This is a genomic window from Proteus sp. fly-1089, assembly GCF_040138965.1.
Lineage (GTDB): Bacteria > Pseudomonadota > Gammaproteobacteria > Enterobacterales > Enterobacteriaceae > Proteus > Proteus vulgaris_B.
This window is the reverse complement of the sequence record NZ_JBEETS010000002.1, coordinates 514,012-539,569: the sequence shown is the minus strand read 5'-3', so window position 1 is coordinate 539,569 and position 25,558 is coordinate 514,012. Positions and strand designations below refer to the sequence as shown.

26 protein-coding genes are annotated in these 25,558 nt (G+C 38.6%); 9 read left to right on the top strand and 17 right to left on the bottom strand.

The features are described 5' to 3' along the window. The 5 genes from ftsY to ABN080_RS08875 form a co-directional block, all read left to right on the top strand. A partial coding sequence (gene ftsY, locus ABN080_RS08895) for a signal recognition particle-docking protein FtsY (RefSeq protein ID WP_349440852.1) occupies positions 1 to 1,213 on the top strand: 1,213 nt, incomplete at its 5' end. 5 nt (positions 1,214 to 1,218) lie between these two features. Then, positions 1,219 to 1,884 carry a cell division ATP-binding protein FtsE gene (ftsE, locus tag ABN080_RS08890; protein ID WP_023583735.1) on the top strand — a complete coding sequence of 222 codons (666 nt, stop codon included), beginning with the start codon at positions 1,219 to 1,221 and terminating at the stop codon, positions 1,882 to 1,884. Then, positions 1,877 to 2,854, top strand: a complete 978-nt coding sequence (ftsX, locus tag ABN080_RS08885) for a permease-like cell division protein FtsX (protein ID WP_072069812.1) — start codon at positions 1,877 to 1,879, stop codon at positions 2,852 to 2,854. The genes ftsE and ftsX overlap by 8 nt, the downstream gene beginning before the upstream one ends. Before the next feature lie 362 nt (positions 2,855 to 3,216). Next, positions 3,217 to 4,071 carry an RNA polymerase sigma factor RpoH gene (rpoH, locus tag ABN080_RS08880; RefSeq protein WP_072069811.1) on the top strand — a complete coding sequence of 285 codons (855 nt, stop codon included), beginning with the start codon at positions 3,217 to 3,219 and terminating at the stop codon, positions 4,069 to 4,071. 94 nt (positions 4,072 to 4,165) lie between these two features. After that, entirely contained in the window at positions 4,166 to 5,323 is a 1,158-nt protein-coding gene (locus tag ABN080_RS08875; protein WP_349440851.1) for a glycerate kinase, read from the top strand. 181 nt (positions 5,324 to 5,504) lie between these two features. Here the strand turns inward: ABN080_RS08875 and panM are convergent, their stop codons facing one another. After that, on the bottom strand, positions 5,505 to 5,912 hold the full coding sequence (gene panM / locus ABN080_RS08870; protein WP_349440850.1) for an aspartate 1-decarboxylase autocleavage activator PanM: 408 nt from the start codon (positions 5,910 to 5,912) through the stop codon (positions 5,505 to 5,507). Between the two features lie 11 nt (positions 5,913 to 5,923). Beyond that, positions 5,924 to 7,111, bottom strand: coding sequence for an MFS transporter (locus ABN080_RS08865; protein ID WP_349440849.1), 1,188 nt, complete (start codon positions 7,109 to 7,111; stop codon positions 5,924 to 5,926). Positions 7,112 to 7,229: 118 nt separating this feature from the next. Between ABN080_RS08865 and ABN080_RS08860 the strand changes: the two genes are divergently transcribed. Next, complete coding sequence (locus tag ABN080_RS08860; protein ID WP_349440848.1) at positions 7,230 to 7,697, top strand: MarR family winged helix-turn-helix transcriptional regulator; 468 nt, start codon at positions 7,230 to 7,232, stop codon at positions 7,695 to 7,697. Between the two features lie 53 nt (positions 7,698 to 7,750). Here ABN080_RS08860 and loiP read toward each other — a convergent pair whose 3' ends face one another. The 5 genes from loiP to ugpB form a co-directional block, all read right to left on the bottom strand. Further along, positions 7,751 to 8,503: a metalloprotease LoiP gene (loiP, locus tag ABN080_RS08855; RefSeq protein WP_072069806.1), complete on the bottom strand. Its 753-nt coding sequence runs from the start codon at positions 8,501 to 8,503 to the stop codon at positions 7,751 to 7,753. 490 nt (positions 8,504 to 8,993) lie between these two features. After that, on the bottom strand, positions 8,994 to 10,094 hold the full coding sequence (ugpC, locus tag ABN080_RS08850) for a sn-glycerol-3-phosphate ABC transporter ATP-binding protein UgpC (RefSeq protein WP_349440847.1): 1,101 nt from the start codon (positions 10,092 to 10,094) through the stop codon (positions 8,994 to 8,996). A 1-nt stretch (position 10,095) separates the two neighbouring features. Continuing rightward, positions 10,096 to 10,944, bottom strand: coding sequence for a sn-glycerol-3-phosphate ABC transporter permease UgpE (gene ugpE, locus ABN080_RS08845; RefSeq protein ID WP_340894969.1), 849 nt, complete (start codon positions 10,942 to 10,944; stop codon positions 10,096 to 10,098). Beyond that, entirely contained in the window at positions 10,944 to 11,828 is an 885-nt protein-coding gene (ugpA, locus tag ABN080_RS08840) for a sn-glycerol-3-phosphate ABC transporter permease UgpA (RefSeq protein ID WP_349440846.1), read from the bottom strand. The genes ugpE and ugpA overlap by 1 nt, the downstream gene beginning before the upstream one ends. Before the next feature lie 62 nt (positions 11,829 to 11,890). After that, a complete protein-coding gene (ugpB, locus tag ABN080_RS08835; protein ID WP_349440845.1) occupies positions 11,891 to 13,195 on the bottom strand; it encodes a sn-glycerol-3-phosphate ABC transporter substrate-binding protein UgpB in 1,305 nt (434 codons plus the stop codon). Positions 13,196 to 13,369: 174 nt separating this feature from the next. Here ugpB and ABN080_RS08830 point away from each other — a divergent pair, with 174 nt between their 5' ends. Both ABN080_RS08830 and ABN080_RS08825 read left to right on the top strand, forming a co-directional pair. Further along, positions 13,370 to 14,104, top strand: a complete 735-nt coding sequence (locus ABN080_RS08830) for a glycerophosphoryl diester phosphodiesterase (protein ID WP_196554803.1) — start codon at positions 13,370 to 13,372, stop codon at positions 14,102 to 14,104. A gap of 323 nt (positions 14,105 to 14,427) precedes the next feature. Then, a complete protein-coding gene (locus ABN080_RS08825; protein ID WP_349440844.1) occupies positions 14,428 to 15,375 on the top strand; it encodes a carbamate kinase family protein in 948 nt (315 codons plus the stop codon). Between the two features lie 95 nt (positions 15,376 to 15,470). Here the strand turns inward: ABN080_RS08825 and ABN080_RS08820 are convergent, their stop codons facing one another. Both ABN080_RS08820 and ABN080_RS08815 read right to left on the bottom strand, forming a co-directional pair. After that, a complete protein-coding gene (locus ABN080_RS08820) occupies positions 15,471 to 16,661 on the bottom strand; it encodes a cyanate transporter (protein ID WP_349440843.1) in 1,191 nt (396 codons plus the stop codon). Positions 16,662 to 16,780: 119 nt separating this feature from the next. Then, positions 16,781 to 17,527, bottom strand: coding sequence for a hypothetical protein (locus ABN080_RS08815; protein ID WP_349440842.1), 747 nt, complete (start codon positions 17,525 to 17,527; stop codon positions 16,781 to 16,783). Positions 17,528 to 17,667: 140 nt separating this feature from the next. On the opposite strand from ABN080_RS08815, the gene ABN080_RS08810 reads away from it, so the two are divergent. Beyond that, positions 17,668 to 18,195 (top strand): SMI1/KNR4 family protein, encoded by a 528-nt coding sequence (locus ABN080_RS08810; RefSeq protein ID WP_231619334.1) that lies wholly within the window; start codon positions 17,668 to 17,670, stop codon positions 18,193 to 18,195. A 4-nt stretch (positions 18,196 to 18,199) separates the two neighbouring features. Here ABN080_RS08810 and ABN080_RS08805 read toward each other — a convergent pair whose 3' ends face one another. The 8 genes from ABN080_RS08805 to ABN080_RS08770 all read right to left on the bottom strand — a co-directional run bounded on the left by ABN080_RS08805 (position 18,200) and on the right by ABN080_RS08770 (position 25,550). Continuing rightward, complete coding sequence (locus ABN080_RS08805; protein WP_196554799.1) at positions 18,200 to 18,952, bottom strand: DUF3307 domain-containing protein; 753 nt, start codon at positions 18,950 to 18,952, stop codon at positions 18,200 to 18,202. A gap of 1 nt (position 18,953) precedes the next feature. Then, positions 18,954 to 19,586 (bottom strand): hypothetical protein, encoded by a 633-nt coding sequence (locus ABN080_RS08800; protein ID WP_196554798.1) that lies wholly within the window; start codon positions 19,584 to 19,586, stop codon positions 18,954 to 18,956. Positions 19,587 to 19,824: 238 nt separating this feature from the next. After that, positions 19,825 to 20,121 (bottom strand): DNA-binding transcriptional regulator Fis, encoded by a 297-nt coding sequence (fis, locus tag ABN080_RS08795; RefSeq protein ID WP_004245342.1) that lies wholly within the window; start codon positions 20,119 to 20,121, stop codon positions 19,825 to 19,827. A 20-nt stretch (positions 20,122 to 20,141) separates the two neighbouring features. Then, the gene (dusB, locus tag ABN080_RS08790) at positions 20,142 to 21,113 is read right to left on the bottom strand and encodes a tRNA dihydrouridine synthase DusB (protein WP_036938696.1); all 972 of its coding nucleotides are present in this window, start codon (positions 21,111 to 21,113) and stop codon (positions 20,142 to 20,144) included. Positions 21,114 to 21,434: 321 nt separating this feature from the next. Beyond that, positions 21,435 to 22,316, bottom strand: a complete 882-nt coding sequence (gene prmA, locus ABN080_RS08785; protein WP_072069794.1) for a 50S ribosomal protein L11 methyltransferase — start codon at positions 22,314 to 22,316, stop codon at positions 21,435 to 21,437. 23 nt (positions 22,317 to 22,339) lie between these two features. Further along, the gene (gene panF, locus ABN080_RS08780; RefSeq protein WP_196554816.1) at positions 22,340 to 23,785 is read right to left on the bottom strand and encodes a sodium/pantothenate symporter; all 1,446 of its coding nucleotides are present in this window, start codon (positions 23,783 to 23,785) and stop codon (positions 22,340 to 22,342) included. Continuing rightward, positions 23,775 to 24,023 carry a YhdT family protein gene (locus ABN080_RS08775; protein ID WP_115350545.1) on the bottom strand — a complete coding sequence of 83 codons (249 nt, stop codon included), beginning with the start codon at positions 24,021 to 24,023 and terminating at the stop codon, positions 23,775 to 23,777. The genes panF and ABN080_RS08775 overlap by 11 nt, the downstream gene beginning before the upstream one ends. A gap of 324 nt (positions 24,024 to 24,347) precedes the next feature. Continuing rightward, positions 24,348 to 25,550: a MalY/PatB family protein gene (locus ABN080_RS08770; protein ID WP_349440841.1), complete on the bottom strand. Its 1,203-nt coding sequence runs from the start codon at positions 25,548 to 25,550 to the stop codon at positions 24,348 to 24,350. Positions 25,551 to 25,558: the final 8 nt, after the last annotated feature.

Here is a 25,558-nt window from a genome sequence, read left to right as displayed (position 1 = left end):
GCGCCAAGCGGAGCTGAAAGCAGAGCAAGAGCGTTTAGAAGCACAACGTATCGAACAAGAGCGTCTAGCTCAAGAAGCCGAAACTCAACGTTTAGCGCAAGAAGAAGCCCAGCGCCAAGCGGAGCTGAAAGCAGAGCAAGAGCGTTTAGAAGCACAACGTATCGAACAAGAGCGTCTAGCTCAAGAAGAAGAAAACGAACGTCTCGCTATTGCGCAAGCAGAAGCTGAAGATATTGAATCTTTACGCGAAGAAGTGCTGGCAGATAAAGTTCTTGAACAAGAAAAACCTAAAAGAGAAGGTTTCTTTAGCCGACTGAAAAAAGGCTTACTGAAAACTCGCCAGAACTTAGGTTCAGGATTCCTTGGTCTATTTCGTGGTAAGAAAATTGATGATGAGCTTTTTGAGGAGTTAGAAGAGCAACTCTTAATCGCTGATGTGGGAATGGAAACCACGACTAAAATCATCACCAGCCTGACCAAACACGCAACACATAAAGATCTTAAAGATGCTGAAGCCCTTTACGGCAAATTACGTGAAGAGATGGGCGAGATCTTAACGAAAGTTGATAAGCCATTAAATATTGAAGGTAAAAAACCTTTTGTTATTTTAATGGTCGGAGTTAATGGTGTGGGTAAGACAACCACAATCGGGAAATTAGCGCGACAATATCAAGCTGAAGGTAAATCTGTCATGTTAGCGGCTGGTGATACCTTCCGTGCTGCGGCGGTTGAACAGTTACAAGTTTGGGGTGAGCGCAATAATATTCCGGTTGTTGCACAACATACCGGTGCAGATCCTGCATCAGTAATTTTTGATGCGATCCAATCAGCACAGGCAAAAGGTGTCGATGTTCTTATTGCAGATACCGCAGGACGATTGCAGAATAAATCCCATTTAATGGAAGAGCTGAAAAAAATCGTTCGTGTTATGAAGAAATTAGACGAAGAAGCACCACATGAAGTGATGCTGACGTTAGATGCAAGTACCGGGCAAAATGCAGTCAGTCAGGCTAAACTCTTTAATGAAACTGTTGGGCTAACTGGATTAACATTGACTAAACTCGATGGTACAGCAAAGGGGGGGGTTATTTTCTCTATTGCTGATCAGTTTAGTATTCCTATCCGTTATATCGGGGTAGGTGAAGGTATTGAAGATCTACGTCCGTTTAAGGCCGACGATTTTATTGAGGCTCTGTTTGCCCGCGAGGAGTAGTTGTAATGATCCGCTTCGAACACGTCAGCAAGGCTTATTTAGGTGGAAGACAAGCATTACAGGGAGTTGATTTCCATCTTCGCCCTGGAGAAATGGCTTTTTTAACGGGTCACTCTGGTGCCGGTAAAAGTACATTGCTTAAGTTAATTTGTGGAATAGAACGTCCTAGTGATGGCGCTATTTGGTTTGCTGGGCATGATATTAGCAGATTGAAAAATAGTGAGATCCCTTTTCTGCGTCGTCAAATTGGGATGATCTTCCAAGATCACCATTTATTGATGGATAGAACGGTTTATGACAATGTCTCTCTTCCACTGATTATTGCTGGCGCAAGTGAAGAGGATATTCGACGCAGAGTTTCCGCAGCTTTAGATAAAGTGGGGCTTTTGGATAAAGCTAAAAATTATCCGATCCAACTTTCTGGTGGTGAACAACAGCGTGTAGGTATTGCTCGCGCTGTTGTGAATAAGCCAACGGTTTTGCTTGCGGATGAACCAACGGGCAACCTTGATGGTGAACTTTCAGAAGGCATAATGCGTCTTTTTGAAGAGTTTAATCGTGTAGGTGTCACTGTGTTAATGGCAACACATGATATGTCTTTGATTGAGCGTAGAAATTATCGCATTCTTACATTAGGGCAAGGCAGAATGGTGGGAGGACAAAATGGCTAAAGCAAAAAGTTCCCGTAAATCAATGCCAACGCCAGGCGCAAAAACCAAGGCGCTAAAAGGGGGAAGACGTGAACAATGGCGTTATGCATGGCGTAATACCATGGCTGACTTTTTACGCCAACCGCTTTCTTCCTTTCTAACGGTAATGGTAGTCGCCATTTCATTAACATTACCTAGCATCTTTTATATTGTGTGGAAAAATGTTTCAACTGCGGCAGAGCAATGGTATCCCACTCCACAATTAACCGTTTATCTTGATAAATCTCTTGATGATTCATTAGCTGAAGCCACGATCAAAAAAATAGAAGCTTTAGAGAAAGTGGGTGAGGTGAATTATCTTTCACGGCAAGACTCGCTGGTGGAATTCCGTTCTTGGTCTGGCTTTAGCAGTGCATTAGATATGTTAGAAGAGAATCCATTGCCTGCGGTAGCAATTGTGACTCCTGTTATGGATCCAAGTGATCAACAATTGATGGTGAATTTGCGTGATACCGTGACGAAAATACCCGGTGTTGATGAAGTTAGAATGGATGACAGTTGGTTTGCTCGGCTCTCAACGTTGACTTCATTAGTAGGGCAAATTGCTTTGGTGATTGGTTCATTGATGGTTGTCGCCCTGCTATTGGTGATTGGTAACAGTGTACGCCTCAATATTTTCAGTCGTCGCGATACCATTAATGTTATGAAACTTATTGGTGCAACCGATGGTTTTATTATGCGCCCTTTTCTGAATTGGGGATTAATCCTTGGATTTATTGGCGCTGTGTTTGCCCTAATTTTTTCTGCTCTATTAGTGTGGAAACTTTCTGATGTGGTGACTCAAGCCGCAACGGTATTTGGGACTTCTTTTTCCATTTCAGGATTAGGGTTTGATGAGTCAATTATTCTTATACTCGTAGCGATGACTATCGGTTGGCTTGCTGCATGGTTGACGACAATGCAACATTTGCGTCAATTTACACCAGAATAACGAATTAGAGCTCTTTTATACTGCTCTTCTAAATAATGAGAGATATTTTTTATCAGGCTGGGTTACGTTAATATCGTCACCCAGCCATTTTATCAACGCCCCGTCTCTGGCATAATAATGCTCGCAATCTTTTCTAAGGCAAGCCAACGATCATGTTTGCTTCTGCATGGGAAAGTACAAAGATATGTAAACATAGATGCGAGATGAACCTTTAATCTTTATGCTGGTCAAATAGTCGTTATGATAAAAACACATCGTAAAAAACTTAACTGACTTCCTATTTAAGCTATATTTATAAGGCTCATCCGTTTTCCCTTACAGTAATAATCTTAATTATTTATTTGATTTTCATGAGGATTTGAATGACAAAAGAAATGCAATCCTTAGCATTGGTTCCGCAAGGCAGCATCGAAGCGTATATACGTGCAGCCAATTCCTATCCGATGTTAACCGCAGAGGAAGAAAAGGAACTCGCTGAACGGCTGCATTACGAGGGTGATTTGGATGCGGCAAGAACGCTTATCCTGTCACATCTGCGCTTCGTTATTCATGTTGCTCGCAGCTATTCTGGCTATGGTTTACCCCAAGCCGACCTTATCCAAGAAGGCAATATTGGTCTGATGAAGGCGGTACGCCGTTTTAACCCAGAAGTGGGTGTCCGACTGGTCTCTTTTGCCGTACATTGGATCAAAGCAGAAATTCATGAATATGTGCTACGTAACTGGCGTATCGTGAAAGTTGCGACTACTAAATCTCAACGTAAACTGTTTTTTAATCTGCGAAAAAATAAAAAACGCTTAGGTTGGTTTAATCAAGATGAAGTGGAATTAGTCGCAAGAGAATTGGGTGTGTCAGAAAGTGATGTCCGAGAAATGGAATCACGAATGTCAGCGCAAGATATGGCATTTGATATGACTGCTGATGATAGTGATGATTCACATCCAATTGCTCCAGTACTCTTCTTAGAAGATAAGTCTTCAGACTTTGCCGACGGCATTGAGGAAGATAACTGGGATAATCATGCAACGGATAAACTGACGTCAGCAATTGAAACTCTTGATGAGCGTAGCCAAGATATTATTCGTGCCCGTTGGCTAGATGATGATAACAAATCGACATTGCAAGATTTGGCGACAAAATATGGTGTATCTGCTGAACGTGTTCGCCAATTAGAAAAAAATGCGATGAAGAAATTGCGTTTAGCGATTGAAGATTAATCACATTTCAGACCATGTACACGCTCTCATAAAGTAGAGTATGTTATAAAAGCGATATGAAAATATCGCTTTTTTATTGCCTGGAGAATATAACGTGAAAATAGTTATTGCCCCTGATTCATTTAAAGAAAGCTTAAGTGCGAAAGAAGTTGCAACAGCAATAAAACAGGGGTTTTCACGCTATTTACCCGATGCGCAATATTATTGCATTCCTATGGCTGATGGGGGAGAAGGTACAGTCACATCATTGGTTGATGCCACTCAAGGGCGATTAATTACTACGCCAGTTTGCTCACCTTTAGGTAAACAAGTGATAGCAACGTGGGGTATTTTAGGCGATAACACTACTGCCGTGATTGAAATGGCACAAGCGTCGGGCCTTCATCTTATTCCATCCTCTCAACGTGATCCCAATTTAACGACCAGTTATGGTACGGGCGAATTAATTAATGCAGCTCTTGATATGGGGGTTAAAAAAATCATTTTGGGATTAGGTGGAAGTGCTACAAATGATGCAGGTGCAGGCATGATGCAAGCACTTGGTCTTGGTCTTAAAGATAAATTAGGCTCCTCTTTGCCTTTTGGTGGACTAGCATTAACACGGCTCCATTCTATTGATATCACAACTCTTAACCCTAAACTTAAGCAAGTCGAGATCGAAATTGCTTGTGATGTAACAAACCCGTTGTGTGGAGAAAAAGGAGCATCAGCTATTTTTGGTCCTCAAAAAGGAGCGACCAAAGACGATATTGTGCAACTTGATAAAGCCTTACGTCATTTTGGTACTTATCTTGAGAAAATGACGCAACGCAACCTTATTAATATTGCAGGAAGTGGTGCTGCTGGTGGACTTGCCTTGCCATTGCTTGCCTTTACTCAAGCTACCTTGTCACAAGGTGTAGAGCTTGTTGCTAAGGCTGTTGAATTAGAAAAATATTTGAAAGATGCAGACTTAGTGATAACCGGTGAAGGTCGCATGGATAGCCAATCCGTACAGGGTAAAACACCTACCGGAGTGGGTAAATTAGCCAAAGAATATCACCTTCCAGTCGTTGCATTGGTGGGCGGGTATTTATCTGATTATGAAGTCGTTTACCAACACGGGATTGATGCTGTTTTTTCTATTGTCCCCGGCGTTTCCACACTTTCAGATGCATTAGATAATGCACAAAAGAATCTTAGTGAGACGGCTTATAATGTGGCTAGACTTTATGCTATTCGTTCTCATCATACTTCAAGTTGTAGCGTTTAACTCGTCATACTTCAAGTTGTAGCGTTGTTGACTTCATTCATTCACGCAAGTCACATACTTATGTATGCTCCTAGCGACTCATTCACTTGTCGCCTAGCTACACCTTGAATTATTTAGAGTAAAAAGCATTATGAATTATTTAGAGTAAGAGCATTATCAATTAGTTAGAGTAATAACATTGTCAATTATTTAGAATATAAAGATCAGATTGTGGTGATGGACTAAATTGATGTTGTACTAAAAAAGCATGTGCAACATCATATCCATTTTCTTCTGCGGATAAACTTATTGCTTGCCAATGAAAAATATCAGGGTATGCAGATAAACATTGTGTCAATAAATAATGCCCAACACCGCGACGACGAGTTACTTCTCTGACCATAAAATCAGTAATAATCGCTTCTTTACCCGATAATTTAACCCAGCAAGCAGCTAATAATCGCTCATTAAATCTCGCCACAAAGAGTACATTCTCGTTGCTGATCTCATTTGCTAGAGCTGATTGATAACGTGTATCTTGCCAAATTTTACCTAAATCAATACGGTCTTGTTCAGAGAGTTGTGTCAGTTTTTCAATGGTTAATTTCATTAAATATCCTGTTAGTTTGCAGTTTGTTTTTTTTCTTTTAATGAAGACATTAAGGTCTTAATGGTGAAACACAATGCCAAACTCGTAAAGATCACACAAGAATAAAAGACATATTCATAGTTATTGTCAGTTACAAAATAGACCGAAATCATAGGACCAGTAGCCATTCCACAATAACGAATAAAGTTATAAATCCCCATTGCAGTTGCCCTCATCGAGCTAAAATGACTTGTTAATAATGTAGTGTGCGTTGGCATGGTTAAGCCCAAAGAAAGCCCATATAACACAGTTAAGCCAAGCATGACAGGTAGTGATATTTGCCAAAAGAGTGCAAATAACGTCAACATAATCAGATTGATACAAGAGGTAATAATCACACCATATTCAGCACTAAATAGATGGCAAATTCTACGGTAAAGATAGCTACCTAAGACAAGTGCAATCGACATAGGCATATATAATCCACCTATTTCAGTACTGTTAAGTTGATAGAGATGAAAGGCAATTAAGGGTAAAAAAACCAGTAGACAAAAATAGTTATAAAACACCATAAAACTCATGACAAATACAGATTTACCCTCAGGCGCTATAAGTACTTGCTGCATTGCTGATAAGCTTTTAAAGGTTTCTTTCTGTTCCGGACGTGTTTCAGGTAAATAAAAGAGATGTGTGATCAGTAATAGGATACCGATAACAGCCAAGAAAATAAAAATGCCTTGATATTGATAATGTTGCGCTAAATATCCACCTAATAAAGGGCCACAAGCAGGCGCTAGTGCCAATAGCATTTGATAGGATCCCATTGCTTTTGCGCGATCGTTTCCTTGATAAAGATCGCCAAGAATAGTTGCCGCAACCACGGGAATGGCAGCAATACCGATAGCTTGGATCACACGCCAAAAAATCAATAAGCTAATAGAGTCAGACCAAACACAACCCAATGCGCCCACAATAGAAATTGCTAATCCACTGAGTAAAATTGGTTTTCTTCCCCATTTATCAATCAATGAACCATAAAATAGTTGCATAACAGCCATAGCAAAAGTAAATGCAGATACCGTCAGATTAACCAGTGATAACGTGGTATTAAATTGCTGTTGGATCAAGGGAAGTACAGGGGTATAAATATTTTGCGCTAAAGAGCCTAATAATGCGCTAAAGCAAATGAGATAAAACAAACTGCGGATTGATAATTTCATTTTATTGCCTCTTATTATCTATTTTGTTTCCGTGGAAACAAAATAGATAATAGCGATATTTTGATTGTTGTAAATACTTTTGGTACTATTTTTTTAAAATTTTTTCCAAGGAAACAAAATGACAAAAGAGAATGTAACAACACAAGACTTGTTAAAAGGGTTAAGTGATTTTTTGCATCTTAAAGATGAATATGTCAATGAGGAGCATAAAAAAGTATTAGAAGAGAAGGGGTTAGAGAATTATTCACTGACAGAGTTGCATGTTATTCATTGTATTGGTGAGGAGAGCATGAGAAATCTTACGACCATTAGTGAATATATGGCAATGACTCGAGGAGCTGTTTCAAAAATTTGTAGCCGATTACAAAAAAAAGGTGCGATTGAAAAAATAAAATTGGCAGACAATCAAAAAGAGATCTTTTTTATTTTAACCGCTCAAGGAGAGCTACTTTTTCATGCGCATGGAGTATTACATCAACAATCTCAAGCAAAATGGTCAGCGTTATTTGAACAATATGATCAGCATGAAAGGCAAGCAATTAAACGTTTTTTTACCGATGTTACGGATCGTTTTCGTCATTCGTAACTGATAAACCTGAAAAGAAAACCCCCATACCATGAGATATAGGGGAAAGATCATTATTTCTTATCTGCAGCAATGCGATTACGGATATTATCAGCACGCTCTTTTGATGGTGGGTGAGAATCAAACATACTTGAATCACCACCCCCTAATTTAGCGAGCTTCTCAAAGCCTGTCACCAACCCTGCTGTATTAACGCCACGTTTTGTTAGCAGATCATAAGAGAAATTATCAGCTTCAGTTTCTTGATGTTGTGAGAATTGAGCATTAATTAATTTCTGACCCATTTCAGCTAATTGTGAGCTACTTAATTGTGCTGCAACGCCACCTGCTGATGCTGCTGCGGTACGTGCTGCAACTGTTGCGTGAGCAACTTGAATTGCTTTACGGGTATGACCTAAAGCAACGTGACCCATTTCATGACCTAAAACGCCTTCAACTTCATTATCAGTCATCATGTCCATTAAACCACTGTAAACACGAACACAACCGTTAGCCATAGCCCATGCGTTCACATCTTTAGTCATGTAAACTTTGTAATTTACTGGAGTGCCGTTAACTTCACTACCTAACGCTTTAGCGATGTTATTTAAGCGTTTGGTGTAAGTGCTATTGGCTGGTGCGACTTTATTTTGAGCATCCATCTCTTTACATGCATCATTTGTTAGTGCTTTGATATCATCATCGCTTAATGTTGCTGCTTGGAAAAGTTGGGTTCCTGATTTAGTCAGCATATCGGTATTGAGGTTTTGACAACCAGAGAGTAGTGCTGCTGATACCATCACTGTAGCAAGTAATTTAATTTTCATTTTTTAATTAAGTCCTTTTCTGCTTGGCAGTTTATATAAGTGCAGATCAAATTCGAGCAGAAGAATAACAGTGCTTATCTATTAGCGCAATATAGGGGTTTATGAAAAAATATTATCTCAATATATGTTTTTTCTTTTCTCAGCAAAAAAGTATTATTATTTCTTTCCTTAACATGAGAAAAAAACTGATTAATAATTTTAACTTACTTAAAAATAAGATAATTAATAGATAAGTTAAGTTTTAAAAGATAAGCTTTGTTGGATAAATATTATATAAAACATTTAATTGAATTTACTTTAAGTGTAAGTGATGTTTTTTTATTTATTTAGAATAATATCAAAATAACACTGTATCTATTACGGTTTTTTATTTGTTTAATTCTGATAATTTTTATATTTTTGATATTTATTGCTTTGTTATAAATAAATAGCGATGCTCAACACATCGCTATTCAGATTAAACTGAAAATGAAGAAATAATATCAATATTTTATGAAACCATTAATTCACTGATGATCATAAAAGGGCGATTAATACGTTTTCCTGTTTGCTCATCAAAGAAATGTAGGTTTTCAGGATGAATAGTAAGACCTATTTTGTGACCAATATTAACACCATGATCGTTCGGGGCGCGAATAACAATAGCTTGTTTTTGTTTATCACAGGTTGTGGCGTAAATTAAAACATCAGCACCTAATGCTTCAATAAACTCAACATCCACATGAAACATAGGATGCTGGTGGTTAATAAGTAAATGTTCAGGGCGTAAACCTAATTTAATCACTTGATAAGGAAGGTGCTGAGATGAAACAGCAATGTGCCCATCAGCGACTTCAATCACACCATGATTAATGGGAGTATCTAAAATATTCATTGCAGGAGAACCCATAAAAGTAGCAACAAACACAGAAGCCGGGCTTTCATAAATATCTAGCGGTGTACCCACTTGCTCTATATTTCCTTGATTTAGTACCACCAACTTATCGGCTAATGTCATGGCTTCAACTTGATCGTGAGTAACGTAGATCGAAGTCGTTGAGAGTTTTCGTTGTAGCTTTTTTATCTCAAGGCGCATTTGTACACGTAATTTTGCATCAAGGTTAGAGAGTGGCTCATCAAATAAAAAGACTTTAGGTTTACGGACAATGGCTCTGCCCATTGCCACACGTTGTCGTTGCCCACCTGATAGCTCTTTAGGTTTTCTATCAAGTAAATGGCTGATTTCCAGCATTTGAGCTGCATTTGTGACAAGTTCTTCAATCTTTGCTTTTGGTGTTTTTCGATTACGCAAGCCATATGCCATGTTGTTATAAACTGACATATGAGGATAAAGGGCATAGTTTTGAAAAACCATGGCGATATCACGCTCACTGGGTTCGTGTTCATTAACACGTAAATTATCAATGAGTAAATCACCTTGTGTAATGGTTTCTAATCCCGCAATCATGCGTAGTAATGTCGATTTACCACAGCCGCTAGGGCCAACTAATACCACCATTTCGCCTTGCTCAATAGAAAGGTTTAATTTTGAAATGGCTTGATGACCATTTGGGTAACGCTTTTCTAAATCGCTGAGAGTGACGGTTGTCATGTTATTTCTCCGTATCAATAAAGCCTTTTACAAAGGCTCTTTGCATCAGAATGACGATAAAGACAGGAGGCAACATCGCAATTAATGTGGTTGCCATAATTTTATTCCATTCAATAACACCATCGGAAACCGCAACCATCTGTTTGATACCCATCACAATAGTGTAATAGTGGGTATCTGTTGTGATCAGCATTGGCCAAAGATATTGGTTCCAGCCATAAATAAATGTGATAACAAACAAGGCGGCTATATTGGTACGTGAAAGAGGAAGTAAGATGGTGAAAAAGAATCGTATTGGGCCCGCGCCATCAATTTTGGCTGCTTCAATAAGCTCTGGGGTGATAGTAAGAAAGAATTGTCGAAATAAAAAAGTAGCGGTAGCGCTGGCAATTAATGGAACTGTTAATCCTGCATAAGAGTTCAGCATATTAAGGTTAGTAACAACCTCAAATGTCGGCATAATACGAACTTCAACAGGCAACATTAATGTAAAAAAGATAGTCCAAAAGGCTAGCATACGACCCGGAAAGCGAAAAAATACAACAGCATAGGCTGATAAAATCGAAATTGTTAACTTTCCGATAGTGATCACTAACGCCATGATTAGTGAATTCAACAACATGCTATTAATTGAAATCGCACTATTTTGTGTTGTGCCCGCTTGTGACAATAGCGTTTTAAAAATACCGAAACCTTCAGTACCGAACCAAAGCGGTGAACCTGTGGCAAATGCAGTATTTTGATGTGTTGTAGCAACAAACGCTATCCATACAGGAAATGCGACAGAAAGAATGCCAACAATGAGAATAAAGTGGCAAAAAGCATGAAATAAAGGTCTGCGTTCAACCATCAGTAAGCCACCTTCTTCTCAACATAACGAAACTGGATCACGGTTAATATTGCGACAATAAACATTAAGATAACGGATTGTGCGGCTGAAGAGCCTAAATCTAATCCTACAAAACCATCGTTATAGACTTTATACACTAATGTTGATGTGCTACTTCCCGGGCCACCTTGTGTCATGGCATGAATAATGGCGAAAGTATCAAAAAAGGCGTAGGCAAAATTCACGACCAGTAAGAAAAATGTGGTCGGTGAAATGAGTGGAAAACTTATTGTTATAAAGCGTTTAATAGGCCCACTGCCATCAATAGCCGCCGCTTCTAATAGTGATTTAGGCACAGATTGTAAGGCGGCTAGGAAAAACAAAAAGTTATAACTCACTTGTTTCCATGTCGCAGTTAAAATCACCATCCACATCGCGTGATGTGTATTCAGTACGGGATCCCAATTAATGCCTATCTGTTTTAATAATTGGCTTAATACGCCAATCGTGGGATCAAGCATAAATAACCAAAGAAAACCCGCGATAACTGGCGCAATGGCATAGGGTGAAATTAAGATCGTGCGATAAAACAGTTTGCCTCGTAAAACTTGCTCGGCAATGCCTGCCAAAATAATCGCAGATATCATAGAGAGAAAGACAACACTGGTGCTAAAAATCAATGTCGTGATTAAACTGTCAAAATAGTAACTATTGCTAAATAAACGCTGAAAGTTTTCGAGACCCACAAACTCACTACTCAGGCCAAATGCATCTTCTAATTGAAATGACTGAAAGAAAGCTTGCCCAGCAGGCCAAATAAAAAAGATAAGAGTGATAGCCAGTTGAGGAAAAATCAGCGCTAGGGGTAACCATTTTTGTTTAAAATAAATGGATTGAGAAGCCATACAGTATCCAGTAAATCGATAAAAACAGAAGGCGAGCCGTTAAGCTCGCCTGATAAATGTGATTATTGAGTACGCTCAAAACGGCGTAATTGCTCATTTCCACGCGTGACAGCATTATCCAATGCGGCCTGAGCGCTCTGTTTTCCTGACCATACTTTTTCTAATTCTTCATCAACAATTTCGCGTGTTTGCAAGAAATTACCAAAGCGTAATCCTTTGGAATTTGCAGTCGGTTCGGAGGTTGTCATTTGTAATATTGCAGTGTCAGCCCCTGGATTTTGCTGATAAAAGCCTTGTTGTTGTGTCAATGCATAAGCGGCTTTAGTAACAGGAAGATAGCCTGTAGCTTGGTGCCAATCAGCTTGTACTTCAGGGCTTGAAAGATAGGTGAAGAATTTTGCTACACCGTTATATTCTGCATCGGGACGCCCTGACATAACCCATAACGATGCACCACCAATAATGGTGTTAGCAGGTTTTTGTACAAGCGTATCGTCATAAGGTAATTGACTAACACCAATATCAATTCCTTTCATATTCTCTTTAATACCAGCAAAACCTGCTGATGATTCCATCACCATGGCGCACTCTTGGGTATAAAATAGAGGCATTGAGTCGGATTGACGCCCACCATATTTGAAAATACCTGATTTAGACCAATCTGCCATTTGTTGAATATGAGCAACGAAAGGGGCCTTATTAAATAGAAACGTCGTATCTAAGCCATCAAAACCATTATTTTTTGTTGCAATAGGCAAATTATTACGTGCCCCAAAGTTTTCTATTTGTGTCCATGATTGCCATGTGGTGGTAAAGCCACATTTTACTCCGGAGTCGAGAAATTTTTGAGACACAACTTCCATCTCTTTCCATGTTTTAGGCGGTTGGTCTATACCTGCTTTTTTAAACAGAACCTTGTTGTAATAAAGCACGGGTGTTGAGCTATTAAAGGGCAGTGACATCATTTGGCCATCGCTGGTGGTGTAATAGCCGGTAACTGTAGATAGATAACTATTTGGATCAAAAGGCTCGTTAGTTTTTTCCATTAATTGATAAACCGGAAAAACGGCCTTTTTAGCTCCCATCATGCTGGCTGTACCGACTTCAAAGACTTGCACAATAGCAGGTTGATTTTTAGCACGAAACGAAGCTACTGCACTGGTCATCGTTTCAGCATAAGTGCCTTTATAAACAGGCTTGATCTCATATTCAGATTGGCTTGCATTAAAATCAGACGCGATTTGATTAACTTTCTGACCAAGGGCACCTCCCATTGCATGCCACCATTCAATTTGTGTTTTTGCGTGTGTAGGTGAAGCAAAGAGTGTCATCGCAACGGCAAGGCCCGTTATTGATTTTATCGACATGCAGTATTTCCTTTTAAATCGAGAGTTAAAGGTGCAATCTAGTTTGCTAATTACCCTAAATGTCATTTATGACAAAGGGGTGACAATTAAATGAAGAGTTATTGATGGTGTGACTGTCAAATTGCTGTCATAAATGATTGTCATGATGTCGGCACAAATGAAAAGGAGAGAGAAATGAAGATAGCTGCTCACCGAGGTTTTTCTGGAAAAGCCCCTGAAAATACGTTAGCTGCATTTAAAATGGCGATTGATTTTGGGTGTGAATGGATTGAGACGGATGTGCAATTAACGGCAGATCATGTTCCTGTGCTTATTCATGATAAAACGGTTAACCGCTGCACGAATGGGCAAGGTGCTGTGCGTTTTCATACTTTAGATGATTTACATCGTCTTGATGCAGGAAGTTGGTTTAGTTCACTTTATCAAGGTGAAAAAATTCCCTCTTTAAGACAAGGACTACAGTTAATTAAACGTTCAGGCACAAAACTCAATATTGAGCTGAAAACATGGCCCGATGATGATATTGAACGCTTATGCTTAGCTGTCTCTGATATGATAAAAAGTGCAGATATTCCGAATGAGCAAATTTTATTTTCTTCTTTTGATACACAAGCTTTAATTGTGATGAAGCGATATTCTCCTTTTATTCGAAGAGGACAATTGTGGGATGAGATCCCCGATAATGCATTAGAAACATTAAAAGTTATTGATGGTTTTAGTGTGCATTGTAATTACAAATATCTTACACAAGAACAAGCGCAATTGTTCAAACAAGCAGGCTATGAAATTTATTGTTATACCCCTAATGATCCTGATGAAGTGAAAGATTTTGAACAATGGGGAGTTGATATGCTAATTACCGATATGCCTGATGTTTATCAATCTGATATTGTTCAAATAGCAAAATGAAAAAGCCCTAACTATCCCATTTATTTGTATTAAATAAGGCGTTATCAATCTATTTGATGACGCCTCTTGTTTCCTCTCTTTCTCATTCTATTTACTGAAATTAAATAAGAGAAATGTTGAGTAATAGATGTTTTATTTACATTCTCTGTTATTATCCTGCGCAATTAATGAATAGATATTGTTCAATACGATAATGTTTATCTCATTAAAAGATAAAAATGGGGTAAGTGGTTAGCGATATGGCGACCCTATTAACCCAACCTCTGAGAGTAGAGGTGAGTTATTTCTACTTTAATTGCCAATAATATAATTGAGAGTGAAACATGAAAGAACTCGTTGTTGTTGCCATTGGAGGCAACAGTATTATTAAAGACAATGCTAGCCAGTCTATCGCTCATCAAGAACAAGCAGTACAAGAGGTTGCAGCCCATATTAGTGATATGGTGGCTGAAGGGTATAATATTGTTCTTACTCATGGTAATGGACCACAAGTAGGGCTTGATTTACGCCGTGCGGAAGTTGCACATGTACAAGAAGGTTTACCATTAACGCCATTAGCCAATTGTGTTGCAGACACACAAGGGGGGATTGGTTATTTAATACAACAAGCGTTAACCAATAAGCTTCATGTTCAACAAAATAAACAAGCGATCACCCTTATCACTCAAGTTGAAGTAGATAAAAACGATCCTAATTTTGTTTCTCCAACAAAACCTATTGGTGCATTTTTCTCTGAACAAGAGATGATGCAATTACAACAAGAAAACCCTCAATGGCATTTTATTGAAGACTCTGGTCGTGGTTATCGCCGTGTTGTTGCCTCTCCTATTCCACAACATGTAATTGAATCCAATGCAATTAAATCATTGTCAGAATGTGGCTATGTTGTGATTGCTGTAGGGGGGGGGGGTATTCCAGTTATTAAAAATGAGCAAGGAAATTACCAAAGTGTTGATGCCGTGATTGACAAGGATCTATCCTCAACGCTACTGGCAAAAGAATTGCATGCAGATATTCTGATTATTACAACCGGTGTTGAAAAAGTCTGTATTCATTTCGGTAAACCAGAACAAAAAGCGTTAGGTGAAACCTCTGTGGCAGAAATGACTCAATATATGCATGAGGGGCATTTTCCTCCGGGTAGTATGCTTCCTAAAATCGAAGCGAGTTTGTCATTTTTAGCCGCAGGCGGAAAACGTGTGATTATCACAACACCGGAAAAATTGGCTTCTGCTTTAAAAGGTGAAACAGGAACACATATTGTTGCTTAATTATCGCCATAAGTAATATTCAATTATATCTTTAACAAGCGCCTTATCTGTAAAAAGTAAGGCGCTTATTTTATCCATGTATTTTTTATAGATGATTAAATAGAGTGATTGGCGGGATAGGCTTTTGCGTAATGACGTGGGTTTAATCGTGAAAATAATCCTATCGTAATAATCACTAAAATGGCATGAAATGCCCATGCATAAGTAAAGCTTCCATCAGGTTGGCGTAATAGGACAGCAACCAATGGTCCAAATGCAGCAATAATAAAACCACCACCTTGCATTAGTGCTGATAGTGCGCCAGCTTGCGCGGGGTCAGGAATGTGATCAAGTGCGACGATCATCATCATGGAAAAACATCCCCCTAAGCCACAACCTAAGAAAATACTCCAAAGATAAGGCGCACTCATGGGGATCGTCATTATTGCGCCAAATCCGATAAATTGGCTTATTAATGTTAACATCAGCCAAAAACGCCGATCGTGATTTTTAGCCGCCAAAAATGGAATGATCAATGCTGCTGATGCTTGAAAAAGGGAAAGGATAGCGACTAGCGAGCCACTTTGAGCGCTTGGCATTCCTAACGATTGATAGAAAGGAGCTAGCCATGTTACCACAGAAGCATATCCTGCATTAACACAACCAAATCCTAAGATAAGTAACCCTGTTCTAGGACGCCAGATCAAGGTATTGAGTGATATTTTGTTGGCAGAGGTGGCGCTATTTTTAATCGAGAAAAGAATAGCAACAAATGCAAAGCCAGCAGGAAGCGCAAACCATGCCAAAGCACTTTGCCAATGACCATTGGAGGCGGTGAGAATAGGGGAAAGTTGAGCACCTAGTGCGCCTCCCCCCATTAACATGGCGGAATATAATCCCATCATGATAGGTGTTCTATTTCCAAACCATCCTTTAATAATGCCGGGAAATACCGCTTGAATATAGGCGACACTTAAACCACAAAAGAGTGCTGTCAGTAATAGTTGATGACCATCAGAAACATAAGCACGAGAAAATGAGCCTATAAGTAGCATCAACATCGCCACTAACAGCCCTTTACGCACTTGAATATAAGACTGTAAAAAGGGAACGATTAATGCGCCTATTCCCATTAACAGCATAGGTAATAGCGTGAGTAATGAGACTTGGCTATAACTCATTCCTGTTGAGGCAATAATATTGTCAATAACAGGGCCTGGGCCAGTTAAGAAAGGGCGTAAATTTATCCCAACTAAAATAATAGTGAGGACAATCTGCCATGTTTTTTTTCGTGGTAAGGCAGTCATTATAATTCCCTGATAAACAATAAATATTATCTACTTTATGGACAATATTGATATAAACAGATGAGGGGTTTTATATCAACATAAATATCATTAGGTATTTTAACTAATCATCACGCTATTTAAGCGATATATTTTAATTTCCACTGTTTAATCTGACTCTTGGGATTAATTAATACAAACTCATAATGTTCAAAATGAGAAAGTACCTTTTTAAATTCCAGTGCTGCTTTATCTAAATCCCACGATTTAGGGAAATAAAAGCCATCAAAAGGGATGTTTTCAAGTTGTGCACTAAATTGATGAATAAATTCATCAAACCCAGCATAAAAGAGTGCGATTTTTCCAGACCAATTAATGTGATAAGTATTATCTTGTTGGCGCTGGAAGTGAATTTGATGATTTTTACATGCATCATGACCTAATAAGTAAATACTGAAAGCAAGGACTTCTGCTCTTTCTTCATATTCATCTGTATCACTATCGATTTGAGGGGCAATATCAACATTAAATTGATGAGTAATAAAGTTATCAAAATCGAACGGCGTATTTCCTGTGCTGAGCAAAATACCTTGGTCGTCAGACCAATAAGTTGAGGAGAGTGTACAACAGTGATAATTATCCCAAACAATGGGAGCTTGCCAGTGAGCTAGGCTGGTATATTCTTCTTCGTCATCTGATTCATCTTCGTCGATATCATCCAGATAATCCTCCCCTTCACTTAAATAGTAATCGGCACTTCTAAGATGAAGATCAAACCAAAGTTGTCCATTTTTATCTAATCGCCCAGACCAGACAAATTCTTTAATTTTATGGGGCTTAGGATAAGCGCTATCAATAAATGTAATGGTGCGTACTGGTGTGGTCATGGTCTGTTTTCTTTTAAATATAGGATTGTTTACTAGGGTAATAGAGTGATAACTATCAGCATGATTATGATAAAAGTGATGCTCACTCTAAAATATCATACATTACACGGTGTAATAGAACTCAAATAAGTGAGATAGTGATGTTAACGGCATTAAATCAGCAACTACCTATTCCTTCTGCAATACATGAAAATGGAAAAGAAGAGAGATGGCCATTAATTGATAACAAATATGCCTTTCCCAAAGATTATATTGCGTTTATCACCCAATATGGTTCAGGTCAGGTAGCTGATTTTATAACGTTATTTAATCCCTTTAGCCAAAATGAGTACATTAATTTTTTCCAGCAAAAAGAGCAGATCCTTGAAGATTTCAGCTCATTAATCAATGATGATCCTAATTACTATCGTTTTGTTCTATATCCAAAATGTAATGGGCTTTTACCCATTGGTGTCACGGATAATGGAGATACGCTTTTTTGGGTTGTTTTATCAGAAAATAGTGAGCTTTGGACAATAGCAATTATTCCATCTAGAGGATCAGAGGTAGAATTTATTGCAGAGAGTCTGACAGGGTTTTTAGAGGGAGTTTTATCAAAACGAATACGTTGCCAATCATTCCCTGAGGGATTTCCATCAGAAAAAATGATATTTAGCCCAGAAGTTTGATGAGTTATTTTCCTATGGGGAGTTGAGTCACAAAATAGGAAGTAGCAAGTCCAATAAAGATAGAAATGCTAAAGCTAATCAGTGTACCTAACATAACATATTCTGTTAGCTTTTTATCTTGATCATCTTGTAATTCACCAAATCTAAATATTGATTTAGCTGCTAATAAGAAGCCAATTGCTGCAAATTGATTTAAAAGAATAAAAGTTAAGATTAGTGTTCTTTCTAAATAACCAATAGATTGACCCGCAGAAACGAGTGTTGAGCCTTCTACTGCAACAGGTGTCCATTTCTTTAGTAACATATAAATAAGGCTCGAAATAGGCTTTAAAATAATGATGTAGGCAAGAACAACAATAAGATATTTGTAGTTAATATTTTTAAAACTAAGATCATGGAATATTTGAGTATTTTGATCAACAAGCACTATCCATAAAAAGGTAATCACGAATAAATGAAGAGCTTGATCAGTGATAAACCATTTTAACGAGTTATCCGTATAGGATTTAGCAAGATCAAAAATAAAATGACTAATTAATATTACTAAGCTATAAGCTAAAATAGAAATAAGGCTTATCTCGGACATTACTACAAGAATAATAAAACTTATCCCACCTTGTAGTAGTGAGTGTAAATAAAGTGCTTTAGATTTGTAATGTAGAGCGTTTCGCGCTTCTATCCATGTTCTCGGTTGCAAATAAAAATCAAAAATAATATGTGCAACATAGAGGGATATAAGAAGCGTGAAGTTATACATATCAATAAACCTTGTTAATCAAATAATTAAAGTATTGAATATATTCATCTATGAGTTGATAGTGGCTAGCATTTAGTAATCGAGTAATATTACTTCTCGATTTATTTAACTCATTGGCAATAGCGTAGTGAGATTTATCTTTATTGACCATGTATTTAAGTAAAACTTGTGCTTGTGCTCGAGTAATTTCTTTGAGTTGTAAATCTAAATACTTAGTCACTAAAGTAATATTGTGTTGGAAGTCGGTATCAGAAGTTGATATTGCCAATATTTCACCTTTCATTTTATCCAGCCCTTCACCTGATAAAATAAAAGCCTCACCTATAGACGTCCTAACATCATTGCGTAATGAATCTACTTTTCCAACACCAATGCTTTGTCGAGCGCTGATTTCAAGACTTGATGTTTTGAGTGCGAGCTGGATGACAATGGCGACTTTAATGGCATCATTAGCTTTTGAACAAACAAGTTGGAAGGAGTCGCCACGATATCGGTCATATTTAAGCGGAAGTTGCTCTGAGAGCAGTTGAACGGTTTGCTCTAAGGTGTAAAGCATAACATCATAGTTTTCAGGTGTAATATCTCTAGAGCCTATGATGTCACCGGTGATCACACTAATGATGTTGTTATTCATTAATTTGTACCTATAACTTTATGAGAGAATGGCAATCAATATAAACGCGCTATATTCGGTTATTGGACGTAACCATGACGATGAAGGTTACCAAATTTGGTAACATATAATAATGTTACCAAATTTGGTAACCTATACCATGGATGTTATAGAGTAAGTCCGATAAAGAAGCAACAAAAAAGCCTTTTCTGGAAACCCAGAAAAGGCTTTTTATAAAAATAGACCTAACTGACTAGGATCAGTTCATGCCGTATTTTTTCAGTTTCTTACGCAGTGTGCCGCGGTTAATGCCCATCATTTGCGCTGCACGCGTTTGGTTGCCACGGGTGTACTGCATTACCATGTCCAACAATGGCTGTTCAACTTCAGCCAATACTAGCTCATATAAGTCATTAACATCTTGACCATTTAATTGAGCAAAATAGTTCTTCAGTGCTTGTTTAACTGAGTCACGTAAAGGTTTTTGGGTCACCTGATCTTGTGAATTTACGGTGGCAACTGTTAGTACGTCTGAATTTACGCGTTGTTCGAACATAGTTCTGTCAGCTCTTTTATTTATTTACGCAAAAAATTTTCGAAATATGCTTCCAACGCCTCCAGCTGTTCGCTGGCATCCTCTATGGCGTTGAAGGAGCGCCGAAACTGGTCATCAGGGGCATGTTCCTTGAGATACCAAGAGACATGCTTGCGTGCAATGCGAGTTCCTTTGCCTTGACCGTAAAAGTCGTGCAACTCACGCACATGCTTTTGCATTATTTGTTGTACCTCTACAATCGGTAGAGGGGGCAACAGTTCACCTGTGTCCAGATAGTGCTGGATTTCCCGAAAGATCCAGGGTCTTCCCTGAGCAGCGCGACCGATCATCAAAGCATCGGCTCCAGTGTAGTCTAATACTGCTCTGGCTTTTAGCGGGTCTGTTATGTCTCCATTCGCAATAATGGGAATAGAAACATTCTGCTTAACTGTCCGAATGCTGTCGTATTCGGCTTCCCCTTTGAACAAACACTCGCGTGTACGCCCATGAATAGTGAGAGCCTGAATACCACAACGTTCAGCCAATTTGGCAATCTCTACACAGTTACGTTCATCAGGTGACCAGCCAGTACGGATCTTGAGAGTAACAGGTACATCTACCGCGTTAACCACAGCAGAGAGGATCTCTGCGACAAGGTCGGGATGACGAAGTAGCGCTGAACCTGCTAGCTTTTTATTCACCTTTTTTGCAGGGCAACCCATGTTAATGTCGATAATTTGAGCACCACTATCTGCGTTTATCTTCGCAGCAGCCGCCATATCAACGGGATCACTTCCTGCAATTTGTACGGAGCGGATCCCCAATTCATCACTATGTACCATTCGTAACCGAGACTTGTCTGTCTGCCAAACCTGAGGATTGGAAGAGAGCATCTCAGAAACTGTCATACCCGCACCCATATCATAGCAAAGCGACCGAAAAGGTCGGTCTGTAACGCCAGCCATGGGAGCCGCGATAAGGCAATTTTTTAACTGATACTGTCCGATTCGCATAGATGAAAAGAGGGCCAAACTGTGACTGCAAGGGCGCGTATATTACGCATTTTTTGCCAGATATGAAAGGACAAAGTTTAACCAAATTGCGAAAAAAAGTTACTTTTTTACACTTGATTTTTTATGAATTGATTATTTAATCAATAAAAACATAATGTTATGTGTTTTTAAAAAATTAAAATTTGATGGTATAGAATTGATAAACAAGTGGAACTAAGTAGAGTTTATCAGGCAAAAATGTGATTAATGCCTGATAAACAATAATTAAGTGAAATTTTAACGTAATGAGATTATCTCACTTTGGTTAATATTTGTTCTGTGTTATTTTTTCACACCGGTAATACGACACCACTCTTCTTTCTCAGCAACGGGATCTAAGTTAAATAATCCTTCATAGGCAGCTGCCACACCTTCTGCTTGTGTCGCTAATACGCCAGAAAGACCTAGATATCCACCCTGACGAGGCAGTGTACTAATAACGGGTGCAAGTTCACGTAATGGGCCAGCTAAAATATTTGCCACGACAACATCAGCACTGAGGTTATCAGGCTGGTCTTTTGCAAGATACAGTGTGAGTGCGTCAGATACACCATTACGTTGTGCATTATCACGGCTTGCTTGGATGGCTTGCGGGTCGATATCAATACCAATTGCTTTAGCTGCACCTAATTTTAAAGCCGCAATTGCTAAAATCCCAGAACCACAACCGAAGTCGATAACCGTTTTACCTTCTAAATCTAAACCATCAAGCCACTGAAGGCATAATGAGGTAGTAGGGTGGGTACCTGTACCAAATGCAAGACCTGGGTCTAGCATGACGTTGACGGCATTAGGATCAGGTACTTCACGCCAACTTGGGCAAATCCATAAACGCTCACCAAAGCGCATTGGGTGGAAGTTATCCATCCATTCACGTTCCCAATCTTTATCTTCGAGTTGTTCAATTTTGTGCAGGAAGCCTTGACCTAGTAGTGGCGTGTTTTCTAACATCGCTACAATAATTTTCATGTCAGTTTCTGCATCATATAAACCGATAACGTCAGTATCACCCCACAGGCGAGTTTCACCCGGTAAAGGTTCAAAGATAGGGGTATCGTGACTATCTTGGAAAGTCACTGAAACGGCACCGCTTTCAACTAGCTCATCACCAATAGCTTCGGCATTGGCAGCAGTTGCATTAAGTCTTAATTGTATCCAAGGCATAATTAATCTCTTTAAAAACGAATTCACTGTAATGATGCTGATTGTGGCAGAGTATGCTCTCCAAATCGATTAGCAACAAGAAATGCTACTAAGCTTAATAACAGTGAGGGAACAATAGGGTGGAATCCAGCTATTTGGATATTAAATGTCGCAAGAGTGGCATAGAGAGCGGCACCTGTGATCATACCTGCAATAGCGCCATAACGATTCGCTTTTTCCCAATAAAGGCCAAGAACTAAAGGCCATAAGAAAACAGCTTGCAGGCCACCAAAAGCGAGTAAATTAAGCCAAATAATCATTGATGGTGGGTTCCATGCAGCAAACAGCAGTAGTACACCTAAAATCAAGGTTGAAAGGCTCGATAAACGAGATATACGTTTCTCATTAGTAATAGCATGAGGGGCGATATTGAGATAAAGATCTTTGACTAACGTTGCTGAAGATTGTAACAGTTGCGCATTTATCGTAGACATAATGGCAGCCATAGGCGCCGCAAGGAAAATACCTGCTGCAATAGGCGGTAAGACTTCAACCATTAATGTTGGGATAACCTGATCGGGAACTGTCAGGTCAGGAATGATCGCCCGGCCTAATGCACCAGCAAAATGCATACCAAACATTAATAATGACATCACAATAGTGCCAATAATGATCCCTTTATGCATGGCTTTGCTGTCTTTATAAGAGATGCAACGTACCGCAGTATGTGGCAAGCCTATTACACCAAAGCAGACCAGTACCCAGAATGAAGCCATAAAAGGCCCCGTTAGAATGCCATCCGCACCTTGAGGTGAGGTTAATGCGGGATCGATAGCATTGAGTTTTTGTATCGCAATATCTAAACCACCCGCTTTATAGATAATAGCAACCAGTAGGATAAAGGTACCGAGTAGCATCACAAGACCTTGTAATGCATCGTTTAATACGCTAGCTCTAAATCCACCAATTGCAGTGTACAGCGCAATCGAGACCCCAAAAATAAGCAAGCCAAACTCATAAGGGATGCCGGCCGCGGTTTCTAATAAACGTGCGCCACCAATAAATTGCACTGTCATGGCACCGACAAAGGCGACTAATAGACTTAAACTGGCAAACCAAACGAGAAAACGACTTTTGTAACGCGCATATAGCATGTCGTTTAAAGTAACGGCATTATAACGACGCGCTAAAATGGCGAATTTTTTTCCTAATACCCCAAGGGATAGCCAAATTGCGGGTAGTTGGATCATCGAAAGCAATACCCAACCAATACCATATTTATAGGCGGCACCTGGCCCACCGATAAAGGAACTTGCGCTAACATAAGTGGCAGTGATTGTCATCGCTAACACGAAGCCCCCCATGGAACGATTACCCAGAAAATATTCGTTAAGAAACTCACCTTTTTCGCGCTTACGATAAGCATAAGCCGATAGCAGAAAGACCAACAGAAGGTAGCCAATCAGTGGCACTATGACCTCAGTTTGCATCGTCATGCTCATCTCCTAACGGCATATCTTTGAAAAAGTAGCGCACCATCAGATAGCACAACAAAAAAAACAAAACAGGTAAGAATAAGCATGAAAGCTCAAACCAAACAGGTAAACCAGTAATGCCTAGTGTGTTATCAGGTAAATAGGCGGTAATTAACCAACCCAACAAATAAATAAAAGTTAAAATTAGGGCCCAAAGGGCTTCTTTGTGGGCCTGAACAAAACGTTTGTCCATCTGTTCTCCCAATCTTAATAGGGTTAAAAATGAATGGAAGGATTGTACGGGAAAGTGAGTGTTGATTCAGTGAAAATTAATCATAAACTCACGAGGTAATATTAAAAATTGACTATGTTGCTGTTTTAAAAGGATTGTTATTAAGTTTCTATTTAATGAGGTAATAAAATAGAGATGGGCTTTTATATTAATTGAGAAATTAAGTGTTGAAATAATCACCGTAAATAGAGCGTTTAAGATAATTGAAATAGGAAAAAAGAAGAGCAGACACTGAAATAGATTGATCAAATGTGGTGCTCTTCTTTGTTTTACTCATCTCAAAAATTAAAGGGCATTTTTTATTCTTTCTAAGCCTTCTTTGATAATGGAACGAGGGCAAGCAAGATTTATACGAATATAGTTATCACCATTACTTACAAACATATTTCCACCTTCTAATAAAATGCCTGTTTTATTGGCAAAATAGAGTGAAAGTTGTTGGTTATCGACATCTTCAGGTAAATATTCAGTCAAATTAATCCATGCTAAATAGGTTGAATCAGGTATTTTAAAGTTTGCTTTTGGGAAATGAGTCTGAGCAAATTCTTGTACTAATTTAAAGTTATCATCGAGATAGTTTCTTAGTGCTTTTAACCATTCATCACATCGAGAATAAGCAGCTTTTGTTGCAACTAAACTTAATGGTGAAATAAAGTCATCATAAAGGCGAAGCCAATCTTTTTTTACTTCTTCATTCTTAATAAAAATATGAGACATTAGATTACCTGCAAGATTAAATGTCTTGCTTGGTGCCATACAGGTAACAATTTTCTCATAATAAGGGAAAAGTTTAGCAATAGGTGTGTGTGACACACCGTTACGCAATAAATCACAATGTATTTCATCTGATATCATCCAAATATCATTTTCAACACAGAGTTTTCCCATCTTAATTAGTTCTTCTTCCGTCCACACTTTACCCGTTGGATTTTGAGGATTACATAAAATAAAGAGCTTAATATTAAGTGATTTATCTTTAATTTTGCGTTCCATATCTACAAAATCAATAGAGTACTCACCATCTTTTTCTAATAAATCAGAGTAGATCACTTGGCGAGAATTATAGTCTCCCGCTTGTTTAAATGGTGTATAAGAAGGTGTTTGAATAAGGATGCTTTCATCTTCTTTTATTAATAAAGGGACTAAGCGGTTTAATGCAGGAATAATGCCCGGTGATAATACAATTTCACGTGGATCGATTTCCCAATCGTAATGTCTTTGGCACCAATCTTTAAATATTTGGTAATACTCTTCATCATACACTTTGGTATAACCTAATATTTTTCTATCTAGGCGTGTTTTAATGGCTTCAAGAACTTCAGGCGGAGTAGAAAAGTCCATATCCGCAACCCACATTCTAATAAATTCATTATCAGTAAAGGCGAACTGTGCGTCTTTATCTGCTTTAAAAATATACTGGCGCCAACCATCATAATTTAAAGCATCGGTATCTTTTCTATCTATAATTTCATCAAAGTTATATTTCATGGTAAGCC